Source organism: Amycolatopsis sp. NBC_01307 (assembly GCF_035975215.1).
In the GTDB taxonomy this organism is placed as follows: Bacteria; Actinomycetota; Actinomycetes; order Mycobacteriales; family Pseudonocardiaceae; genus Amycolatopsis.
In genome coordinates this window covers 7,172,543-7,189,921 of sequence record NZ_CP108403.1, presented here as the reverse complement: position 1 = coordinate 7,189,921, position 17,379 = coordinate 7,172,543, and the positions used below count along the sequence as shown (strand labels likewise).

The 17,379-nt window shown below is 72.5% G+C and carries 12 protein-coding genes; 9 read left to right on the top strand and 3 right to left on the bottom strand.

Translation table 11 applies throughout. The features are described from left to right. Positions 1–7 precede the first annotated feature (7 nt). Complete coding sequence (locus tag OG439_RS31125) at positions 8–712, bottom strand: site-2 protease family protein (protein ID WP_326951658.1); 705 nt, start codon at positions 710–712, stop codon at positions 8–10. 318 nt (positions 713–1,030) lie between these two features. Between OG439_RS31125 and OG439_RS31120 the strand changes: the two genes are divergently transcribed. Next, a complete protein-coding gene (locus OG439_RS31120) occupies positions 1,031–1,318 on the top strand; it encodes a WhiB family transcriptional regulator (protein ID WP_247063648.1) in 288 nt (95 codons plus the stop codon). A 314-nt stretch (positions 1,319–1,632) separates the two neighbouring features. After that, positions 1,633–4,911, top strand: coding sequence for a glycosyltransferase family 2 protein (locus OG439_RS31115; protein ID WP_326944302.1), 3,279 nt, complete (start codon positions 1,633–1,635; stop codon positions 4,909–4,911). Between the two features lie 418 nt (positions 4,912–5,329). Here the strand turns inward: OG439_RS31115 and OG439_RS31110 are convergent, their stop codons facing one another. Next, entirely contained in the window at positions 5,330–5,794 is a 465-nt protein-coding gene (locus OG439_RS31110; protein ID WP_247057535.1) for a metallopeptidase family protein, read from the bottom strand. Positions 5,795–5,873: 79 nt separating this feature from the next. On the opposite strand from OG439_RS31110, the gene OG439_RS31105 reads away from it, so the two are divergent. The 5 genes from OG439_RS31105 to manA all read left to right on the top strand — a co-directional run bounded on the left by OG439_RS31105 (position 5,874) and on the right by manA (position 10,342). Continuing rightward, a complete protein-coding gene (locus tag OG439_RS31105) occupies positions 5,874–6,230 on the top strand; it encodes a DUF3499 domain-containing protein (protein ID WP_247057533.1) in 357 nt (118 codons plus the stop codon). Positions 6,231–6,310: 80 nt separating this feature from the next. Beyond that, the gene (locus tag OG439_RS31100) at positions 6,311–7,666 is read left to right on the top strand and encodes a phosphomannomutase/phosphoglucomutase (protein ID WP_326944301.1); all 1,356 of its coding nucleotides are present in this window, start codon (positions 6,311–6,313) and stop codon (positions 7,664–7,666) included. 89 nt (positions 7,667–7,755) lie between these two features. Next, the gene (locus tag OG439_RS31095) at positions 7,756–7,980 is read left to right on the top strand and encodes a Trm112 family protein (protein ID WP_247057529.1); all 225 of its coding nucleotides are present in this window, start codon (positions 7,756–7,758) and stop codon (positions 7,978–7,980) included. Then, the gene (locus tag OG439_RS31090; RefSeq protein WP_247057526.1) at positions 7,964–9,058 is read left to right on the top strand and encodes a hypothetical protein; all 1,095 of its coding nucleotides are present in this window, start codon (positions 7,964–7,966) and stop codon (positions 9,056–9,058) included. Before OG439_RS31095 ends, OG439_RS31090 begins: the two co-directional genes overlap by 17 nt. A gap of 54 nt (positions 9,059–9,112) precedes the next feature. Further along, the gene (gene manA / locus OG439_RS31085) at positions 9,113–10,342 is read left to right on the top strand and encodes a mannose-6-phosphate isomerase, class I (RefSeq protein WP_326951657.1); all 1,230 of its coding nucleotides are present in this window, start codon (positions 9,113–9,115) and stop codon (positions 10,340–10,342) included. A gap of 1,232 nt (positions 10,343–11,574) precedes the next feature. On the opposite strand, the gene OG439_RS31080 is transcribed toward manA, so the two are convergent. Continuing rightward, entirely contained in the window at positions 11,575–14,526 is a 2,952-nt protein-coding gene (locus OG439_RS31080) for an AfsR/SARP family transcriptional regulator (RefSeq protein WP_326944300.1), read from the bottom strand. Between the two features lie 236 nt (positions 14,527–14,762). Between OG439_RS31080 and OG439_RS31075 the strand changes: the two genes are divergently transcribed. Both OG439_RS31075 and OG439_RS31070 read left to right on the top strand, forming a co-directional pair. After that, positions 14,763–15,680, top strand: a complete 918-nt coding sequence (locus tag OG439_RS31075; protein WP_326944299.1) for a cation diffusion facilitator family transporter — start codon at positions 14,763–14,765, stop codon at positions 15,678–15,680. An 81-nt stretch (positions 15,681–15,761) separates the two neighbouring features. Further along, positions 15,762–17,297 (top strand): amino acid permease, encoded by a 1,536-nt coding sequence (locus tag OG439_RS31070; protein ID WP_326944298.1) that lies wholly within the window; start codon positions 15,762–15,764, stop codon positions 17,295–17,297. Positions 17,298–17,379 lie beyond the last annotated feature (82 nt).

The following is a 17,379-nucleotide window of genomic DNA, read 5'->3' as shown; positions in this document are numbered from 1 at the left end:
CGGCGCGTCAGTTCCAGAAGCGGAAGACGCTGGCGCCCGCGCGGGCACCCTCTTCGAAGCCGCCCAGGCCGTTGTAGATCCAGAACGCGCCGTCCCACAGGGCCGTGCTCGCCGGGGTGAAGAACCAGAGGATCGCGAACAGGATGATCGGCGCCCACGGGCGGACCTGCGCGCCGAACGCGCGGGCCTGCGGCGGCAGGTACGGCTCGATCGCGCCCCAGCCGTCGAGGCCGGGGATCGGCAGGATGTTCAGGATGAACGTCAGGATCTGCAGCAGCGCCAGGTAGGACATCGCGACGACCAGGCCGCCCGCCATCGGCACCAGCGCCACCACGAGCGCCAGCGCCGCGCCGACCGCGAGATTGCTCAGCGGGCCGGCCAGCGAGACCCACGACGACGTCCCGCGCGAGCGCAGCGCGCCCCGGTTGATCCAGACCGCGCCGCCGGGCAGCGGGATGCCGCCGATGATGAGGAAGATCAACGGCAGGACGATCGACAGGACCGGATCGGTGTACTTCCGGACGTCGAGCGTCAGGTAACCCTTGTGGGCGACGCTGGCGTCACCGCCCCGGTAGGCGACCATCGCGTGGCCGAACTCGTGCAGCGACAGCGACGCCACCCAGCCGGCGGCGACGAAGATCACGACACCGGCGATGAGGAGTGGATCGCGATCGCCGACCAGGACGGTGGTGACGTCGCCGAAGGCGGCCATCACGCCACCGGCGACGGTGAGGGCGAGGATGCCGAGGAAGACCGGGCTGGGGCGCGTCGCTGACTTCTGCACGCTTCCAGTCTTCCGTATGCCCGGTGTGAAGTTACCGGCGTGTCCCCTTGCGCGATCGGGCCGAAGGGTCCCCCGAACTCGCTACTCCGCTTGACCTGACCGCACTACACGGGTGTAATCACAGTGATGTCATTCGTCGTCGAGGGGACGACGGGTGTCGTTTCACCACCGCCAGCCTGGGGAGTGCTAGGGAGCGAGGAGGCGGACGTGCGGTTGGAAGCCGATGGTAAGGAATGGGGGCACGTCATGAGTTGGGGCGAGATCCCGGAGCAGGCTCTGGGAGATCTCACCGAGCTCATCGATGCCACCGAGGAAGAGCAGGACTGGCAGGAACGCGCTCTGTGCGCGCAGACGGACCCGGAGGCGTTCTTCCCGGAGAAGGGCGGCTCCACCCGTGAAGCCAAGCGGATCTGCCTGGGTTGCGAGGTCAAGGACGAGTGCCTTGAGTACGCGCTGGCCAAGGACGAGCGCTTCGGCATCTGGGGCGGTCTGTCCGAGCGGGAGCGCCGGAAGCTGAAGAAACGCGCAGTTTGAAGCGTGTCCGAGGGGTGAGTTGCGTCCGCGGAAAGCGCGAACCGTGCTCGCGCTTCAAGTGCCTTCTGGGGGTGCAACCCCCAGAACCCGCCCGGGGGGCACGCCCCCGGACCCCCGCTGTAGCCGGCTTGCGTGGATCAGCCGGCTCGGCGTTGGGTCACGGGCTGGGTCTTGGCCGGCTTGGTTTGTGTGATGCGCCCACGCAGTTCCACTGCGTGGGCGCTCTGCATTGCGCACGGCGTGGGTTCACCATCGGGTGACGGACCGGGGCCGTAGGGTGGCCGCACCGACTGCCGCCTGATCAGGAGCGTTTGTTGCCCCGCACCGTCGCGCCGCCCGCCCTGCGCACCGCGCCCGTTCTGGCCATTGTGGTCTGTCACAACGGCGAAAACTGGCTGCCGCTGGCGCTTTCTTCGTTGCGCCGCAGCACCGTCGGTCCCCGGCACGTGCTCGCCGTGGACACCGGATCCACCGACGCGACCCCGCGTCTCCTGGCCGCCGCGGCCGACCCGGGCAGCGATCCCGACGCACCTCCGGTGCTCTCCGGCATCGTCACGCTTTCGAGTGAAACCGGCTTCGCCGCCGCGGTGGCGGCAGCCGTCGAACACGCCACCGAGCGCTGGGGCGACCCGGGCGCGTGGCTCTGGCTGCTGCACGACGACTGCGCGCCCGAACCCGACTGCCTCGACGAACTCCTCAAAGTCGCGACGGCGCAACCGTCCGCGACCGTGCTCGGCGCGCTCGGGCTCGACTGGACGGACCCGCGGCTGATCGTCGAAGCCGGCCTGTCGACCGACGCGTCCGGGCACCGGCAGCAGGTCGCCGCGACCGGCGACGACCCGGCCGAGGTGCTCGCCGTGCCCAGCGCGGGCTCGCTCGTGCGCCGCGACGCGTGGGACTCCCTCGGCGGGTTCGACCAGGATTTCCCGTTGCTGCGCGAAGATCTCGACTTCGGCTGGCGCGCGAACGCGGCCGGCGGGCTGGTGCTGTCGGTGCCGGCCGCGCGGGTGCGGCACGCGCGCGCCGTCACCACCGGCCAGCGGCCCGCCGACGCCGTCCCCGCGTCGCTCGCCGCCGCGAACCGCGCCCACGGGCTGCGGGTGTTCCTGGTGAACTGCTCGCCGTTTTCCTTCTGGCTGGGGATGATCCGGCTCCCGCTGCTCTCGGTGCTGCGCGCGCTGGCCTTCGTCCTGCTGCGCCGCACCGGCGAGGCGCGGGCGGAGTTCGCGGCCGCCGCGTACCTCCTCAGTGGACGCGGCGGATTGCGCGCCGCCCGGGCGCGCCGACGGCGGAATCCGCGGCCTGGCACGGTTCGCGGCCTCTTCACCGGACGCGGGACGCGGCTGCGCAACGCCGTCCGCGCCGGCGTCGTCGGCCTCGTGCGCCGCGGTGTGGAGAACGACGTCGCGCTCGGGACGGTTCCCGAAACCGTCGAAACCGAGTCCGCGTGGGTGACGCCGGAAGCGCTCGACGCGCGGGAGAACCGTCCGGTCGGGCCGGACGCGCTGCCCGCCGGCGCGTTGCGCGGGGTCAGCTCCCGCGGGTCCGGGCTGCGGCGGCCGGGCACGCTCGTCGCCGTCACGCTGCCGGAAACCGTGGCGCCGGAACCGGAAACCACGGAAACCACCGAAGAGATGACCCCGGCACCCGAGCCGGAGATCGTCTTCGTCGAGGTGAACCGCCGCCGGGTGCTGGGCGCGACGATCTTCGCGCCGCCGGTGGTGCTGCTGGTCGTGATGACGGCGCTGGGGTTGTTCGTCAACCGCGCCCGGCTCGGGCTCGACCTGTTCGGGGGCAAGCTCCTCCCGGTCGGCGGCCTGGGGGAGCTGTGGACGTCGTACCTCACGCCATGGCACGCGATCGCGGGCGGCACGGGCGCGCCCGCGTCGGCGACCGTGCCGGTGCTGGGCACGCTCGGCGCGGTGTTCGCGCCGATCGGCGGCCCGGCCGCGCTGGTCGCGATCCTCTTGCTCGGGGACATCCCGCTGGCGGCGCTGAGCGCGTACGTGGCGACACGGCGGCTTCGCGTGCGCCGGTGGGTCCGCGCGGTCGTCGCCGCGACGTACGCGCTGCTGCCGGCCGCGACGGCGGCGGTGGCGCAGGGCCGGCTCGACGTCGTCGTGGTGCACCTGGTGCTGCCGCTCGTCGCGGCGGGCATCGCCGGGCTGCTGGTCCGCGCGGACCAGCGGTGGCTGCACGTGTCGGCGCTCTCGGCGTTCGGCGTCGCGCTGCTCGGCGCGTTCTCGCCGCTGGCGCACGGGCTCGCGCTCGCCGGGTTGCTGATCGGGTTCGTGGTGCTGCCCGCGCCGACCGGGCTGGCGCGGCGGATCGCGTCGGTCGGGATCGTCGTCCTGCTGCCGCTGGCGCTGCTGCTGCCGTGGCCGACGGTGTTGCTGAAGCACCCGGAACTGCTCGTGCAGGGACTGGGCGGCGCGGCTTCGGTCGTGTCCGGCACGGATCTCGCCGGGCTCGACCCGGGCGGGCCGGGCGCGTGGCCGATCGGCGTCGCGGTGATCGCGGCGGCGCTGGTGGCGATCGTCGTGCGGCCGACAAAGCTCGCCGCGGGCGGGCTCGCGCTGGGGGTGCTGGGCGTGGGCGGCCTGGTGCTGGTCCGGCTCGTCACGGCGACCCCGATGCAGGGCGGCGCCGCGGCGCACGGCTACGCGGGGGTGCCGCTGCTGATCGTCGGCGCGGGGCTGCTGTGGGTCGTGCTCGGTTCGTGGCAGCGCGGCGGTGCGGCCGGCGTGCCGTCGACGTGGCTGCCGAAGGTGTCGGCGATCGCCGGGGTCGTGGTGTTCCTAGCGCTGGCTGCCGGCGCGCTGGCGGTCGGCGGCCAAGGACCCCTGCGCGCCGGTGAGCGTCCCTCACTCGCACCGGAGGTCACGGCGGAACTGGGCGCGTCGGGCAGGTCGGTGCTGGACCTGGCGCCGGACGCGACCCGCCAGATCGCCGGCCGCCTGCCCCACTACGGCGACGACGAGCTGGCCCCGACCCCCGCCACCCCGGCCCGGCTCGCGACGTGGCGCCGAGACCTGGGCCAAGGCGACGCGGCTGCGGTGCAGCGCACTTTCGCCGCCGCGGCGGCGGCGGGCGTGGAGTACGTGGTGCTCCCGCCGGGCGTGGATCCGCAGGCGTACCCACCGCTGGCGAAGGACATGGTCTCGATAGCGGCCCCGACCTCGGACGGCCGTGGTGTGCTGCGCCTGTTGTCACCGGCGGGCCAGGTGATCCTGATCTCCCCGGAGCAGGCGAAGGCGGCGGTCACGGGCGGCGGCGCCCCCGGGAACGCCCCGGGTGTGGCCCCGGTCCAGGCGGGCCTCCCGGACGTCCGGGTCCGGGTGTCGGAGGGCCCGACGGGCCGGTTGCTGGTGCTGGCGGCGGAGCAGGAAGCGGGCTGGAAGGCCTCGGTGGGCGGCAAGAGCGTCCCGATCGTCCCGGCGTGGGGGCACCAGGTAGCGGTGTCGGTGCCGCCGACGACGTCGGAGGTGACGGTGGAGTACCCGGGCACGGAACGGAACCTGCTGCTGCTGGCCCAGCTGGCGGCAGTGCTGTTCACCCTGCTGACGGCGGTCCCGGCGAGGCGCCGCAGCTGAGCTTGCGGGCGCGGCCGGCGCTGTCTTCCTCGGGCGCGATTGGCCCGTTGGTGCTGGTTCGGGCACGAGCGGGCCGTTGGCTACGGGTGTGCTTGTCGTCGCGAACGCCCCCTTCGCGGCGAGATGGATGCGAGTGGCCCGTTCGCGGCGAGATGGATGCGAGTGGCCCGTTCGCGGCGAGATGGATGCGAGTGGCCCGTTCGCGCGGCGAGGTGGGCGCGAGAGGGCCACTCGTGCCGTGACGAGCGCGACTAGCCCGTTCGTGCGGCGCGGTGAGGTGAGCGCGACTGGCCCGTTCGTGCCGAGATGGGCGCGACTGGCCCGTTCGCGCAGCTGAATCACAGGCGCGACCGGCCCGTTCGTACCCGAACAAGCACGACCTGCCCGTTCGCGCGGCCGAACCACAAGCGCGCGCGACCTACTCGCCTTCGATGACGTCCGGTTCCACGCCGAGGTACCCCGCCACCTGCTCCACCAGCACGTCGTGCACCAGCTCGGCCAGCTCCGACGGGTCCTTCGCGCGTGCCTCCAGCGGTCGCCGGTACAGCACGATCCGCGCCCGCGTCGGCATCCCCGTGCGGTCCACCCCCGCCGGGACCAGCCTCGACAGCGGCACCGCGCCGTCGTGCAGGATTCCGTCCGCGGGGGCGTGGCCGTTCTCGCGGACCTCGGGCACGTCGTCGACCGCCACGTCCAGCTTCGTCAGCTCGTGGCGCCAGCGCGCTTCGATCGGTTCCAGCGCGTCGAGCACCAGCGCGTCGAACCGCTCCGCGCGGCTCGCGGCGGCGGGCAGGGTCGCGGGATAGAGCGTCCCGCGCAGGCCCCGGCCGTGCCGGTCCCGTCGCAGGCGCCGCCGTTGTCGGTAGTCACGAGCCGTCGCCACCCCGGAAGTCTATGCGGTCGGCGCGTCTCAGCGCGTGTCGCTCCTACGTCCTTGCGGCGACGCGCTATCGTTTCCGATCGTGCGGAGCGTACGGAAGTGTTCGCGTACCGGCTGTCTCGAGCCGGCTGTGGCCACGCTGACGTATGCCTACAGCGACTCCACCGCCGTCGTCGGCCCGCTGGCCACCGCCTCCGAGCCCCACTCGTACGACCTCTGCGAAGCCCACGCGCTGCGGCTGACCGTCCCCAAGGGCTGGGAAGTCGTCCGGCACGAAGGCGCTTTCGCCGCTCCGGACCCGTCGGCCGACGAGCTGACCGCGCTGGCCGAGGCCGTGCGCGAGGCCGGCCGGTCCGACAAGCCCGCGCCGCCGGTCACCGAGCCCGAGGGCCCCTCCGGGCGCCGCGGCCACCTCCGGGTCCTGCCCGGCCGCGCCTGAGCGCGTAACCCACCTCCGGCGCCGGTAGGCTTTCCGCGCGGCGCAGCGGGCGCCGGGACGACTATTCGCGGGGAGACGGCGTGCCAGACCTTTCGGGCATCGTGAAGGCCTACGACATTCGCGGCGTGGTCGGCGAGCAGCTCGACGCGGACCTCGTCCGCGACTTCGGTGCCGCGTTCGCGCTGCTCATCAAGCCCGAGGCCCCCGCGGTGGTGATCGGCTACGACATGCGCGACTCGTCGCCGGGGCTGTCCGCGGCCTTCGCCGAGGGTGTCACCTCGCAGGGCCTCGACGTCGTCAGCATCGGCCTGGCGAGCACCGACCAGCTGTACTTCGCGTCGGGTTCGCTGAACCTGCCGGGCGCGATGTTCACCGCCAGCCACAACCCGGCCAAGTACAACGGCATCAAGATGTGCCGCGCCGGCGCGTCGCCGGTCGGCCAGGACACCGGGCTCGCCGAGATCCGGGACACCGTCGAGCAGGGCGTGCCCGGCTTCGAGGGCCAGCGCGGCACCGTGTCGGAGCGGGACGTCCTCGCCGACTACGCCGCCTACCTGCGCAACCTCGTCGACCTGTCCGGCAACCGGCCGCTGAAGATCGTGGTCGACGCCGGCAACGGCATGGGCGGGCACACCGTCCCGACCGTTTTCGACGGCCTGCCGATCGACGTCGTGCCGATGTACTTCGAGCTCGACGGCAGCTTCCCGAACCACGAGGCCAACCCGCTGGACCCGGCGAACATCGTCGACCTGCAGGCGAAGGTGCGCGAGGTCGGCGCGGACGCGGGCGTGGCCTTCGACGGCGACGCCGACCGCTGCTTCATCGTCGACGAGCGCGGCGAGCCGGTTTCGCCGAGCGCGATCACGGCGCTGGTCGCCGTGCGCGAGCTGGCGAAAAACCCGGGCGGCACGATCATCCACAACCTGATCACGTCCAAGGGCGTGCCTGAGATCGTCGCCGAGCACGGCGGCAAGCCGGTCCGCACCCGCGTCGGGCACTCGTTCATCAAGGCCGAGATGGCCCGCACCGGCGCGATCTTCGGCGGCGAGCACTCGGCGCACTACTACTTCCGCGACTTCTGGCGCGCCGACACCGGCATGCTGGCGGCGCTGCACGTGCTCGCCGCGCTCGGCGAGCAGGACGGCCCGCTGTCCGACCTGACCAGCGCGTACTCGCGCTACGCGGCGTCGGGTGAGATCAACTCCACGGTCGACGACCAGGTCGCCAGGATGATGGCCGTGAAGGACGCGTTCGGCGTCAAGTCCGGCGTCGAGATCGACGAGCTGGACGGCCTCACCGTGCAGCTGCCGGGCGGCGCGTGGTTCAACCTCCGCCCGTCGAACACCGAGCCGCTGCTCCGGCTGAACGTCGAGGCCGCCAACGCCGAGGCGGTGCAGGCCCTGGTGGAAGACGTCCTCGCGATCATCCGCAGCTGATCCCGTCCCGGGGGTGAAGAGCCGTCAGGACCGAACTGTGTCCGAAACTGTGCTCTTCACCCCACCTCATCGCGTGGTATGGAGGAACCATGGCCCTCACGCTCGACGTCCAGCTCCTCGAGATCCTGGCGTGCCCGTCGCCCGATCACGCCCCGCTGCGTCCCGGGACGCCGGGCGACCCGGAGGCCGACGCCCTGACCTGTACCGAGTGCGGCCGGGTGTACCCGGTCCGTGACGGGATCCCGGTGCTGCTCCTCGACGAAGCGACCGGTGGCCCCGCTGAAAGCGAAGCGTCCGATGCCGACGGTGCTTGACGACTCGCTGCTAGACGACCCCGCGCGCCTGGCCGAAGCCGACAGCGCGGGGTTGCTCCGCGCCGCCGCGATGGCGGGCGCCCAGGTGCGGGCGACCACCGAGCTCGCGGCCGAGCTGGACCTGGCCGAGCGGCTCGACGTGGGCCGGCCGCGCGCCGTCGTGCTGATCGACCGGCCGGGCGTCAGCCGCACGCTCACGCGGCTGCTGGCGGCGCTGCTGGCGCCGTCGTGCCCGGTGCCGGTGGTCGTCGCCGAGGTGGTGCCGAGCTGGATCGGCGCGCTCGACGTCGTCTTCGCGCACACCGACGACCCCGGTGACCGCGAACTCGCCGCCTCGCTGGAGCGGGCCGCGCGCTTCGGCGCGTCGGTGGTGCTCTCCGCGCCGGCGGAAGGCCCGGTGGCCGCCGCCGTCGCGGGCAAGGGCGTGCTGCTGGCCCCGCGGATCCCGGTGCCGCCGGAGCTGGCGTTCCCGCGCGGCCTGGCCGCCGGGCTGCTCACGGCGAACGCGCTGGGCCTGCTGGTCGCCGACGTCCAGGTGCTGGCCGACCAGCTCGACCTGGAAGCCGAGAAGGACTACCTGGCCCGCGACTCGTTCGCGAACCCGGCCAAGGCGCTCGCACTGCGGGTCGCCGACCGCGTGCCGCTCCTGTGGGGACTGGACCCGGTCGCCGTCGCCGTCGGCGAACACGCTGCGCACGCGTTTGCCGCCCACGCTGCTACCGTCTGTGACGTCGAGGATTTCCGTCAGGCACTGGCGCGCCCCGCGTTGCGGCGGGCGGCGCAATCGAGTGGCGCGGAGCGTGACATCTTCGCCGATCCGGACGATCCATCAGGTGACATCCCTACCCGGGTGCTGCTCCTCTCGGTGCGAACCGGTCCGGCCACGGACGCGGCGCGCTTCCAAGCCGAGGATCTGCTGCCGGGTGCGGACGTCATCGCCCCGGCCGAGGAGTTCGAGGCGGACGAAATCGTGCGGGCCGCGGTGCTGGCGCTGCGGTTCGAACTGGCGGCGGTCTATCTCGGGCTGGCGGCGGGCAGCATCGGCGGCGCGGGCCGCTTCGAGCCCGTGACGGCGTGAGACCCGCCGAGCACCGGCTCCGGCCGGTGCCGAAGGAGTGGAGTTGAGGTGACAGTGGAGCTGCTGCGCAACGCGGTGCGGCCCTACGCCTGGGGATCGCGGACGGCGATCCCCGAGCTGCTGGGCCGCCCGATCCCCGCGCCGCACCCCGAGGCCGAGCTGTGGATGGGTGCCCACCCGGGTGACCCGTCGCACGTCATCGGTCCCGACGGGACCGAGCGGAACCTGCTGGAGCTGGTCGAAGCCGACCCGCTGAACCAGCTCGGCGAGCGCTGCGCGACGCGGTGGGGCGGGCGGCTGCCGTTCCTGCTGAAGATCCTCGCCGCGGAGGAGCCGCTGTCGATGCAGGCGCACCCGTCGGCGGCGCAGGCCGCGGAGGGGCACGCCCGCGAGGAGAGGCTGGGCATCCCGCGGGACGCGCCGAACCGCAACTACCCGGACCCGACGGCGAAGCCGGAGCTGGTCTGCGCGCTGACGGAGTTCCACGCGCTGGCCGGGTTCCGCGAGCCGGGGCGCACGGTCAAGCTGCTGAAGGCGATCGAGACGCCGGGGCTGGCGAAGTACACCGGCCTGCTCGAGGCGCAGCCGGACCCGTCGGGCCTGCGGGCACTGTTCACGACGTGGATCACGCTGCCGCAGTCGTCGCTCGACGCGCTGCTGCCGGAGGTGCTCGACGCGTGCGTCCGGCACCTCAGGGAGCACGGCGAGTTCACGGCCGAGTGCCGGACGATCCTGGAGCTGGGCGAGACGCACCCGCGTGACGCGGGCGTGCTGGCGGCGTTGCTGCTGAACCGCCTGACGCTGCGCGCCGGCGAGGCGATCTACCTGCCGGCCGGCAACCTGCACCTGTACCTGCACGGCACGGCCGTGGAGATCCTGGCGAACTCGGACAACATCCTCCGCTGCGGTTTGACGCCGAAGCACGTGGACGTCCCGGAGCTGCTGCGAGTGGTCGACTTCGCCTGCGGCGAGATGCCGGTCCAATGCGGCGACGGCGGCGACCGCCTGGCGGTGTACCGCACGGACGCACCGGAGTTCGAGCTTTCGCGTGTCGAGTGGTCTTCAGGTCAGGACGACGAGCTGACGGTGGACAGCATCGGCCCGCAGATCCTGCTGTGCACGGCGGGCGACCTCCTGGTGACAGCGGACGACGGCGAGAAGGTGGAGCTGCGCCGAGGCCAGTCGGTCTGGCTGCCGGCCGCCGACCCACCGGTGCGGATCCGCCCGCTCGACGGGACCGGCGCCCAGCTGTTCCGCGCGACGGCGGGAAACTGCGAGGACTGATTTCGCCGGAAAGCCACCAGGATTCCGTGGTCCTGGTGGCTTTTTCGTGTCCGGAGTGGGGCGTGAGTTCTGTGTGCGTTCCGTGTGGCGGGGTTCGCCAGTATCGGTTGTAGGGGTGGTCCTGGAGCCTCGTGCTGTCGATTTCCGGGGAGGAGCGGGAGGTCTCGGACGCTGCTGGGGGTGACGCCGGTCGGTTGCCCGGCGTCGGTGAGCGGGGTCTCGGTTCTGGCGGGGGCGTGGTTACGCGGGGAGGCGTGGCTGCGGTCGGGAGGCAGGCAGGGGTGCGGGTCGCATGGGGAGGTGCGGCTGCTGCATGCCGGGTCGGTGGTGCTGCAAGGGAGTGCGGGGCGCGCGGGGAGGCGCGGCCGCGGGGTTGCAGGGGTGGTGAAGGCTGCGGGTCGTGCGGGGAGGTGCGGCTGCAGGTTGCGGGGGCATGGGGAACCGCGGCTGCGGGTCGTGCGGGGAGGTGCGGCCGCAGGTTGCGGGGGCATGGGGAACCGCGGCTGCGGGTCGTGCGGGGAGGTGCGGCCGCAGGTTGCGGGGGCATGGGGAACCGCGGCCGAGGGTTGCCGGGTCGGGTGGTGTCGCGAGGGCCCAAGTCGCACGGGGAGGTGCGGCTGCGGTGGTGCGGGGCCGGGTGGTGCTGTGAGGCGCAGGGCTGCGCGGGGAGACAAGGCTGAGGTTGTCGGCTGAGGCGGGCGCTGTTCGGTTCCGCTGAGTGGCGGCGGGCTCGGCTGAGTGGTGTCGTGCCGTGTGTCAGTCGTGCGGGGAGGTACGGCTGCGGTTGCCCGGCTCGGATGGCGCCGCTCAGTGTCGCCGAGGGGCCTTTCCCTGGTGCCGTACGGGTGGGCGTCGTCGCGCGGGGAGGCGTGGCTGCGGTTGCCCGGTGGGAGTGGTGTCGCGAGGGGGCGACACCACTCCGCTTCGGCTCTTCCTCAGCGGGGTGAAAGCTCCGCAGGTCTGTGAAAGTCCAGCAGGCGCGAAAGCCCTGCCGCGTGTGAAGGCTCCGCAGCACGTGAAGTCCCCACGGGTGCGAAGGCTCCGCAGCACCACGTGAAAGTCCCCACAGTACGAAAGCTCCGCGGGGCGTGAGAGCTCGTGGGTGTGAAGGTTCCGCTGGGCATAAAGCTCGTGGGCGCGGAAGCTCCGCTGGGCCTAAAGCTCCGCTGGTGCGAAAGTCCCGCGGAGCCGAAAGCTCTACGGCTGCGGCTTGCGGGTCCGGCGCCGACTCGTCAGACCGGCTCGGTGAGCGCGAGCAAAGCCCGTCGCAGGGTTGCTGCGCTGGCGTCGCGTGGTTCGGTCAGTGCCGCCGCCTCCGTGGCTGCCTCCGCTGCCGCTGGCTTGTCGCCCGTCGCCTCGTAGGCTCGGTGCAAGACCAGCCACGTGAGGCTCGTCGCGGGGCGGCCGCCCATTTCGCGGAACTCGTCCAGGCACGCTTGCAGCACCGGGATCGCCTGCGCCGCACGGCCTTCGCCGATCCAGCTTGCCGCGATTGCTCGGGTGCACGACAGCTCGCGTGGCCGTTCGTCCAGCTCCCGGGCCAGGTCGCGGGCCGCTTCGAAGGCCTCTACCGACCGCCGTCGCTCGCCTCGGGACGCTTCGATCGCTCCCAGCGTGCGCAGGGACTTCGCGAGCGACGATCGGGCCGGTGTTGTCCGCAGCAGCGTCACCGATTCCGTGATTGCCGATGCGGCTTCAGTGGGCCGTCCGCTGAGAAGCAGCGACCACGCGACGCCGTGCAGGGCGATTCCCAGCTCTCGTGGCTCGGCGGATTTTCGGGCCAGTGCAACAGTTTCCTCGTCGACGGCCAAGGCTTCGACGACCCGGCCCAGTCGGTGCAAGGCGGCCGACTCCGCGGCTCGGACCCAGCTCAGGTCGGCCGCGTCACCGTCCACAGTGAACAGTTCGCGCGCGTGTGCGGCGGTGTGCAGGGCCTCTTCCGCACGGCCCAGCCCGATCAGGCAGTGCGCCAGGTTGGCCGACACCCAGGCGTGGGTGCGGCGATCGCCGTGCTCCTCCAGCTTCTTCGCGCATTCGCGGTACCCCGCCGCGGCCTCCTCGTACTGGCCGCGGGCGTGGCGCAGCAGCGTCAGGTTGGCCTCGGCGATCGCCGCCAGCGGGCGGTCTTCGCCCGCGGCCGCCAGTACCGTCTCGTACCCCGCGCGCATGTCGGCGTAGTGCCCCTGCAGGTACAGGTACCCGCTGAGCCGGTCGAGCAGGAGCAGCGCGTCGTGCCGGCGGCCCAGCCCGCACAGCGTGCCGACGAGCAGCAGGAGGTTCGCGCGTTCGGCGGCGAACCAGCGCTCCGGCCGGGCCAGCAGCCGCTCGACCAGCTCGGGTGGCAACGGCTGCGCGGGTGCTTCCCGGGCCAGCGCCGGCATCGGCACGGTGCGCGGCAGCCGCGCCGCCGCCGTGTCGGCCAGGGCGAGCGTGGCCGACAGCACCGTGCGCAGGCCGCCGCCGTCCGGGGCGTCGAGCTCTGTCGCGTAGAGGCGGACGAGGTCGTGCAAGCGGTAACGGCCTTCGCCGGTCTCGTCCGGGCCGCCGGACTCCAGCAGGCTGGCCTCGACGAGCTCTTCGACGGCCTCGTCGGCCCCCGGGTCGTCGATCAGCGCGGTGACCGCCCAGGCGGGCAGGTCGAGGTTGGTGCAGCGGCCGATCAGCCGGAACGCGCGCCGCGTGAGCGGGCGGAGACCGTCGTAGCTGAGCGCGATGCTGCCGCGGACGCCCAGGTCGCTGACCGTCAGCTCGTCGAGCCGGCGGACCTCGTCCTCGAGCCGGTCGGCCAGCTCGGCGAGCCGCAGGTGCGGGCGGATGGCCAGCCTGCTGCCCGCGATCCGCAGCGCCAGCGGCAGGTGGTCGCAGGCCGCGATGATGCGCGCGGCGTCGGCGGGTTCCCGCGCCACGCGGCCGCCCGCGAGCCGGGTCAGCAGGCTCGCGGCGTCGGCGTCCGGCAGCGGCCCGAGCGGCAGCCGGTGCGCGCCGGCCAGGCCGCTGAGCCGGCGCCGGCTCGTCACCAGGACGGCGCAGCCCGGCGTGCCCGGCAGCAGCGTCCGGACGTGCTCGGGGTCGGTGGCGTCGTCGAGCACCACCAGCACCCGGCGGTCGGTGAGCCGGCCGCGGAACACCGCCGCGCGGGCGCGGACGTCGTCCGGGATGGCCGGGCCGGTGACGCCGAGCGCGCGCAGCAGGTCGGCCAGGACGTCACCGAGGTCACGCGGGCCGGACGGGACGTACAGCTGGCCGTCCGGGAACCGCGCCCGCAGCCGGTGGGCGGCGCGCACGGCCAGGGTGCTCTTGCCCGCGCCCGGCTCGCCGCTGAGCACCGCGACGGGGACGCCGTCACCGCTGCCCAGCACCCCGGTGAGTTCCGCGAGTTCGGCGTCGCGGCCGGTGAAGTCCGCGACGTCCGGCGGCAGCTGGCACACCGGCCAGACCGGGGCGGGCAGCCGCGGCACCGGATCCTCGCCGCGCAGCACGGCCGCGTGCACCCGGCGGGCTTCGGCGCCCGGTTCGACGCCCAGCTCCTCGATCAGCGTGGTCCGCAGCCGCCGGTAGATCTCGAGCGAATCGCCCTGCCGGCCGGCCCGGTGCAGCGCGGTCATCAGCTGCGCGGCCAGCCGTTCGCGCAGCGGGTGCTCGGTGATCATCGCCTGCAGCTCGCCGGTCAGCTCGCCGTGCCGCCCGGCGGTCAGCTCGGCGTCGACGCAGTCCTCGAAGACGGCGAGCCGCTCGGACTCCAGCCGCGCGACGTCGGCCTCGAGCCGCGGCACGGGCAGCCCGGCCAGCACCGGCCCCCGCCACCGCGCGAGCGCCCGCCGGTAGTGCTCCGACGCGGCGACGGCGTCCCCGGCCCGCTTCCCCTCGGCGGCGGCCGCCCGGAACGCGAGCAGGTCCAGCTCGTGCGGCTCGGCCCGCAGCCGGTAGCCGAGTGGCCCGTGCTCGACGCGCAGGCCGTCGATCCGCTCGCGCAGCCGCGACAGGTAGGTGTGCAGGTTCGAGGCGTACGACTTCGGCGGCCGTTCGGGCCACAGCGCTTCGACCAGCACGTCGACGTGGACGTGCTGGTTGGCGTTCAGCAGCAGCACGGCCAGCAGCGTGCGCTGCCGGGCTCCGCGCAGCACCGGCCACTGGCCCGGCGGGCTTTCGATCGCAAGCGCACCGAGCACGGCGAAGTACGCCATGTCACCTTCCTGGACGGGCGAGCAGGGAGGGCCACGGTAGCGGAGGGCACCGACAGAATCGGGCGCGATGCGGCCCGGGACAGGGAGCCGTCCAGGCTCCGGCCCCGACGGCGTCCGCCGGGCCGCGCACCCCGGCCGCGGCCATCGGCTGAGTGAAATCGCGGCCGGTGGGGACCCTCCGGCGGCTCGCCTATTACGCTCCACCCGGACATTCAGGACCTACCCGGGGAGCGGTCGTGTCAGCTGGAGGCGGAACCAAGGCGATCATCGCCGCGCTGGGAGCCAATGCCGGGATCGCGGCCGCGAAGTTCGTCGGCTTCCTCGTCACCGGGTCGTCGTCGATGCTGGCGGAGTCGGTGCACTCGCTGGCCGACACCACGAACCAGGGCCTGCTGCTGCTCGGCCAGAAGACGTCGAAGCGCGCGGCCGACAAGGAGCACCCCTTCGGCTACGGCCGCGACCGGTACTTCTACTCATTCATCGTCGCGCTGTTGCTGTTCACCCTCGGCTCCGCCTTCGCGATCTACGAGGGCATCCACAAGATCGGCGAGCCGGAGCCGCTGTCGTCGCCGATCGTCGCCGTGATCATCCTGCTCGTCGCGGTGGGTCTCGAGGGTTACAGCCTCTACACCGCTGTCGGCGAGTCGAAGAAGATCAAGGGTGACGTCAGCTGGTGGGGCTTCATCCGCCAGGCCAAGGAGCCGGAGCTGCCGGTCGTCCTGCTGGAGGACGCCGGCGCGTTGCTCGGTCTCGTCCTCGCGCTGCTCGGCGTCGGGCTGTCGGTGGTCACCGGCAACCCGGTCTGGGACGGCGTCGGCACCCTCGCCATCGGCCTGCTGCTCGGCGTCATCGCGATCATCCTGATCGTCGAGATGAAGAGCCTGCTCATCGGCGAAGGCGCCAACCCCGGGGTCCTCGCGACGATCGTCGACGAGCTGGCCGCGGGCAAGGTCGAGCGCGTCATCCACATCCGCACCCAGTACCTCGGCCCGGACGAGCTGCTCGTCGCGGCGAAGCTCGCGCTGGTGCCCGGCCTCGACACCGCCGAGGTGGCCACGGCCATCGACGACGCCGAGGCGCGCGTGCGCTCGAAGGTGCCGGTCGCGAAGCTCATCTACCTCGAGCCGGACCTGGACCGCAGCCTGGCGAGGTAGCGCTTTCAGCGAGCCGACCACGGCGTGACCCGTTAGGGTGACCTACTGCGAAACACCCAGGCCAGCCGCAGGAGGTCAACCGTGCCCGGAACGGGATTGTGGCGCACCAAATCCATCGAGCAGTCCATTTCGGACACCGACGAACCGGACACCAAGCTCCGGCGCAACCTGAGCGCCTGGGACCTCACCGTGTTCGGTGTCGCGGTCGTCATCGGCGCCGGCATCTTCACGCTCACGGCGCGCGCGGCCGGTGACTACGCCGGCCCGTCGGTCTCGCTCGCGTTCGTGTTCGCCGCGATCGCGTGCGCGCTGGCGGCGCTCTGCTACGCCGAGTTCGCCTCGACCGTGCCGGTCGCGGGCAGCGCGTACACGTTCTCGTACGCCACGTTCGGCGAGTTCATGGCGTGGATCATCGGCTGGGACCTGATCCTGGAGCTCGCCGTCGGCGCCGCCGCGGTGTCCAAGGGCTGGTCGGTGTACCTCGAAACCGTGCTGAGCTACCTGTTCGGCAAGGGCGCCAAGACGACGTTCGACATCGGCAGCGTCACGGTCGACTGGGGCGCGCTGGTCGTCGTGGCGATCCTGACGACGCTGCTGGCCGTCGGCACGAAGCTGTCCTCGAGGGTTTCGATGGTGATCACCGGCATCAAGGTCGCCGTGGTGCTGTTCGTGATCATCCTCGGCATCTTCTACATCAAGGGCGCCAACTACACGCCGTACATCCCGCCGGGCTCGACCGGCGGCGCCGGCGAGACCGGCGTCGACCAGTCGCTCTTCTCGCTGATCGCGGGCGGCGCGAGCAGCTCGTACGGCGTCTTCGGCCTGCTGGCCGGCGCCTCGCTGGTGTTCTTCGCGTTCATCGGGTTCGACATCGTGGCGACCACCGCCGAGGAGACGAAGAACCCGCAGAAGTCCGTGCCGCGCGGCATCTTCGGCTCGCTGATCATCGTCACCGTGCTGTACGTCGCGGTCTCGCTCGTGGTCGTGGGCATGACGTCCTACAAGGACCTGGCCACCTCGGCCGGCGACGGCAGCCACAAGACGCTCGCCACGGCGTTCTCCGCCAACGGCGTCGACTGGGCGGCCAACCTCATCTCCTTCGGCGCACTGGCCGGCCTGACCACCGTCGTCATGGTGCTGATGCTCGGCCAGGTCCGGATCATCTACGCCATGTCCCGCGACGGCCTGATGCCGCGCAGCCTGGCGAAGACCGGCGGGCACGGGACGCCGAAGCGCGCGACGGTCATCGTCGGCGGCCTGGTCGCCCTCGCGGCGACGTTCTTCCCGGCGGACAAGCTGGAGGAGATGGTCAACGTCGGCACGCTCTTCGCGTTCGTGCTGGTGTCGGCGGGCGTCCTGATCCTGCGCCGGACGCGCCCGGACCTGCCCCGGGCGTTCAAGGTGCCGCTGGTGCCGCTCATCCCGATCCTGGCCATCCTGGCCTGCCTCTGGCTGATGCTGAACCTGACCGTGCTGACCTGGCTGCGGTTCATCGTGTGGATGGTGATCGGCGTGGTCATCTACTTCGCCTACAGCCGCCGGCACTCGTTGCTCGGCAAGCGTCAGGCCGACGGTGTCGAAGGCGTCGAATCGTCGGCCAAGCCCTCCGGGAGCTGATTAACCCACTCTTTCGTGGCACGCCCCGCCGACCTGCTTTCCGCAGGTCGGCGGGGTTTTTTGCGGACCGGGGCAGAACGGG

Excerpts from the sequence above, each read along its gene's own strand:
- OG439_RS31125 (WP_326951658.1), bottom strand. The coding sequence starts at position 712 with ATGGCCGCCTTCGGCGACGTCACCACCGTCCTGGTCGGCGATCGCGAT.
- OG439_RS31120 (WP_247063648.1), top strand. The coding sequence starts at position 1,031 with ATGAGTTGGGGCGAGATCCCGGAGCAGGCTCTGGGAGATCTCACCGAG.
- OG439_RS31095 (WP_247057529.1), top strand. The coding sequence starts at position 7,756 with ATGGCCCTCACGCTCGACGTCCAGCTCCTCGAGATCCTGGCGTGCCCG.
- OG439_RS31090 (WP_247057526.1), top strand. The coding sequence starts at position 7,964 with ATGCCGACGGTGCTTGACGACTCGCTGCTAGACGACCCCGCGCGCCTG.
- OG439_RS31080 (WP_326944300.1), bottom strand. The coding sequence starts at position 14,526 with ATGGCGTACTTCGCCGTGCTCGGTGCGCTTGCGATCGAAAGCCCGCCG.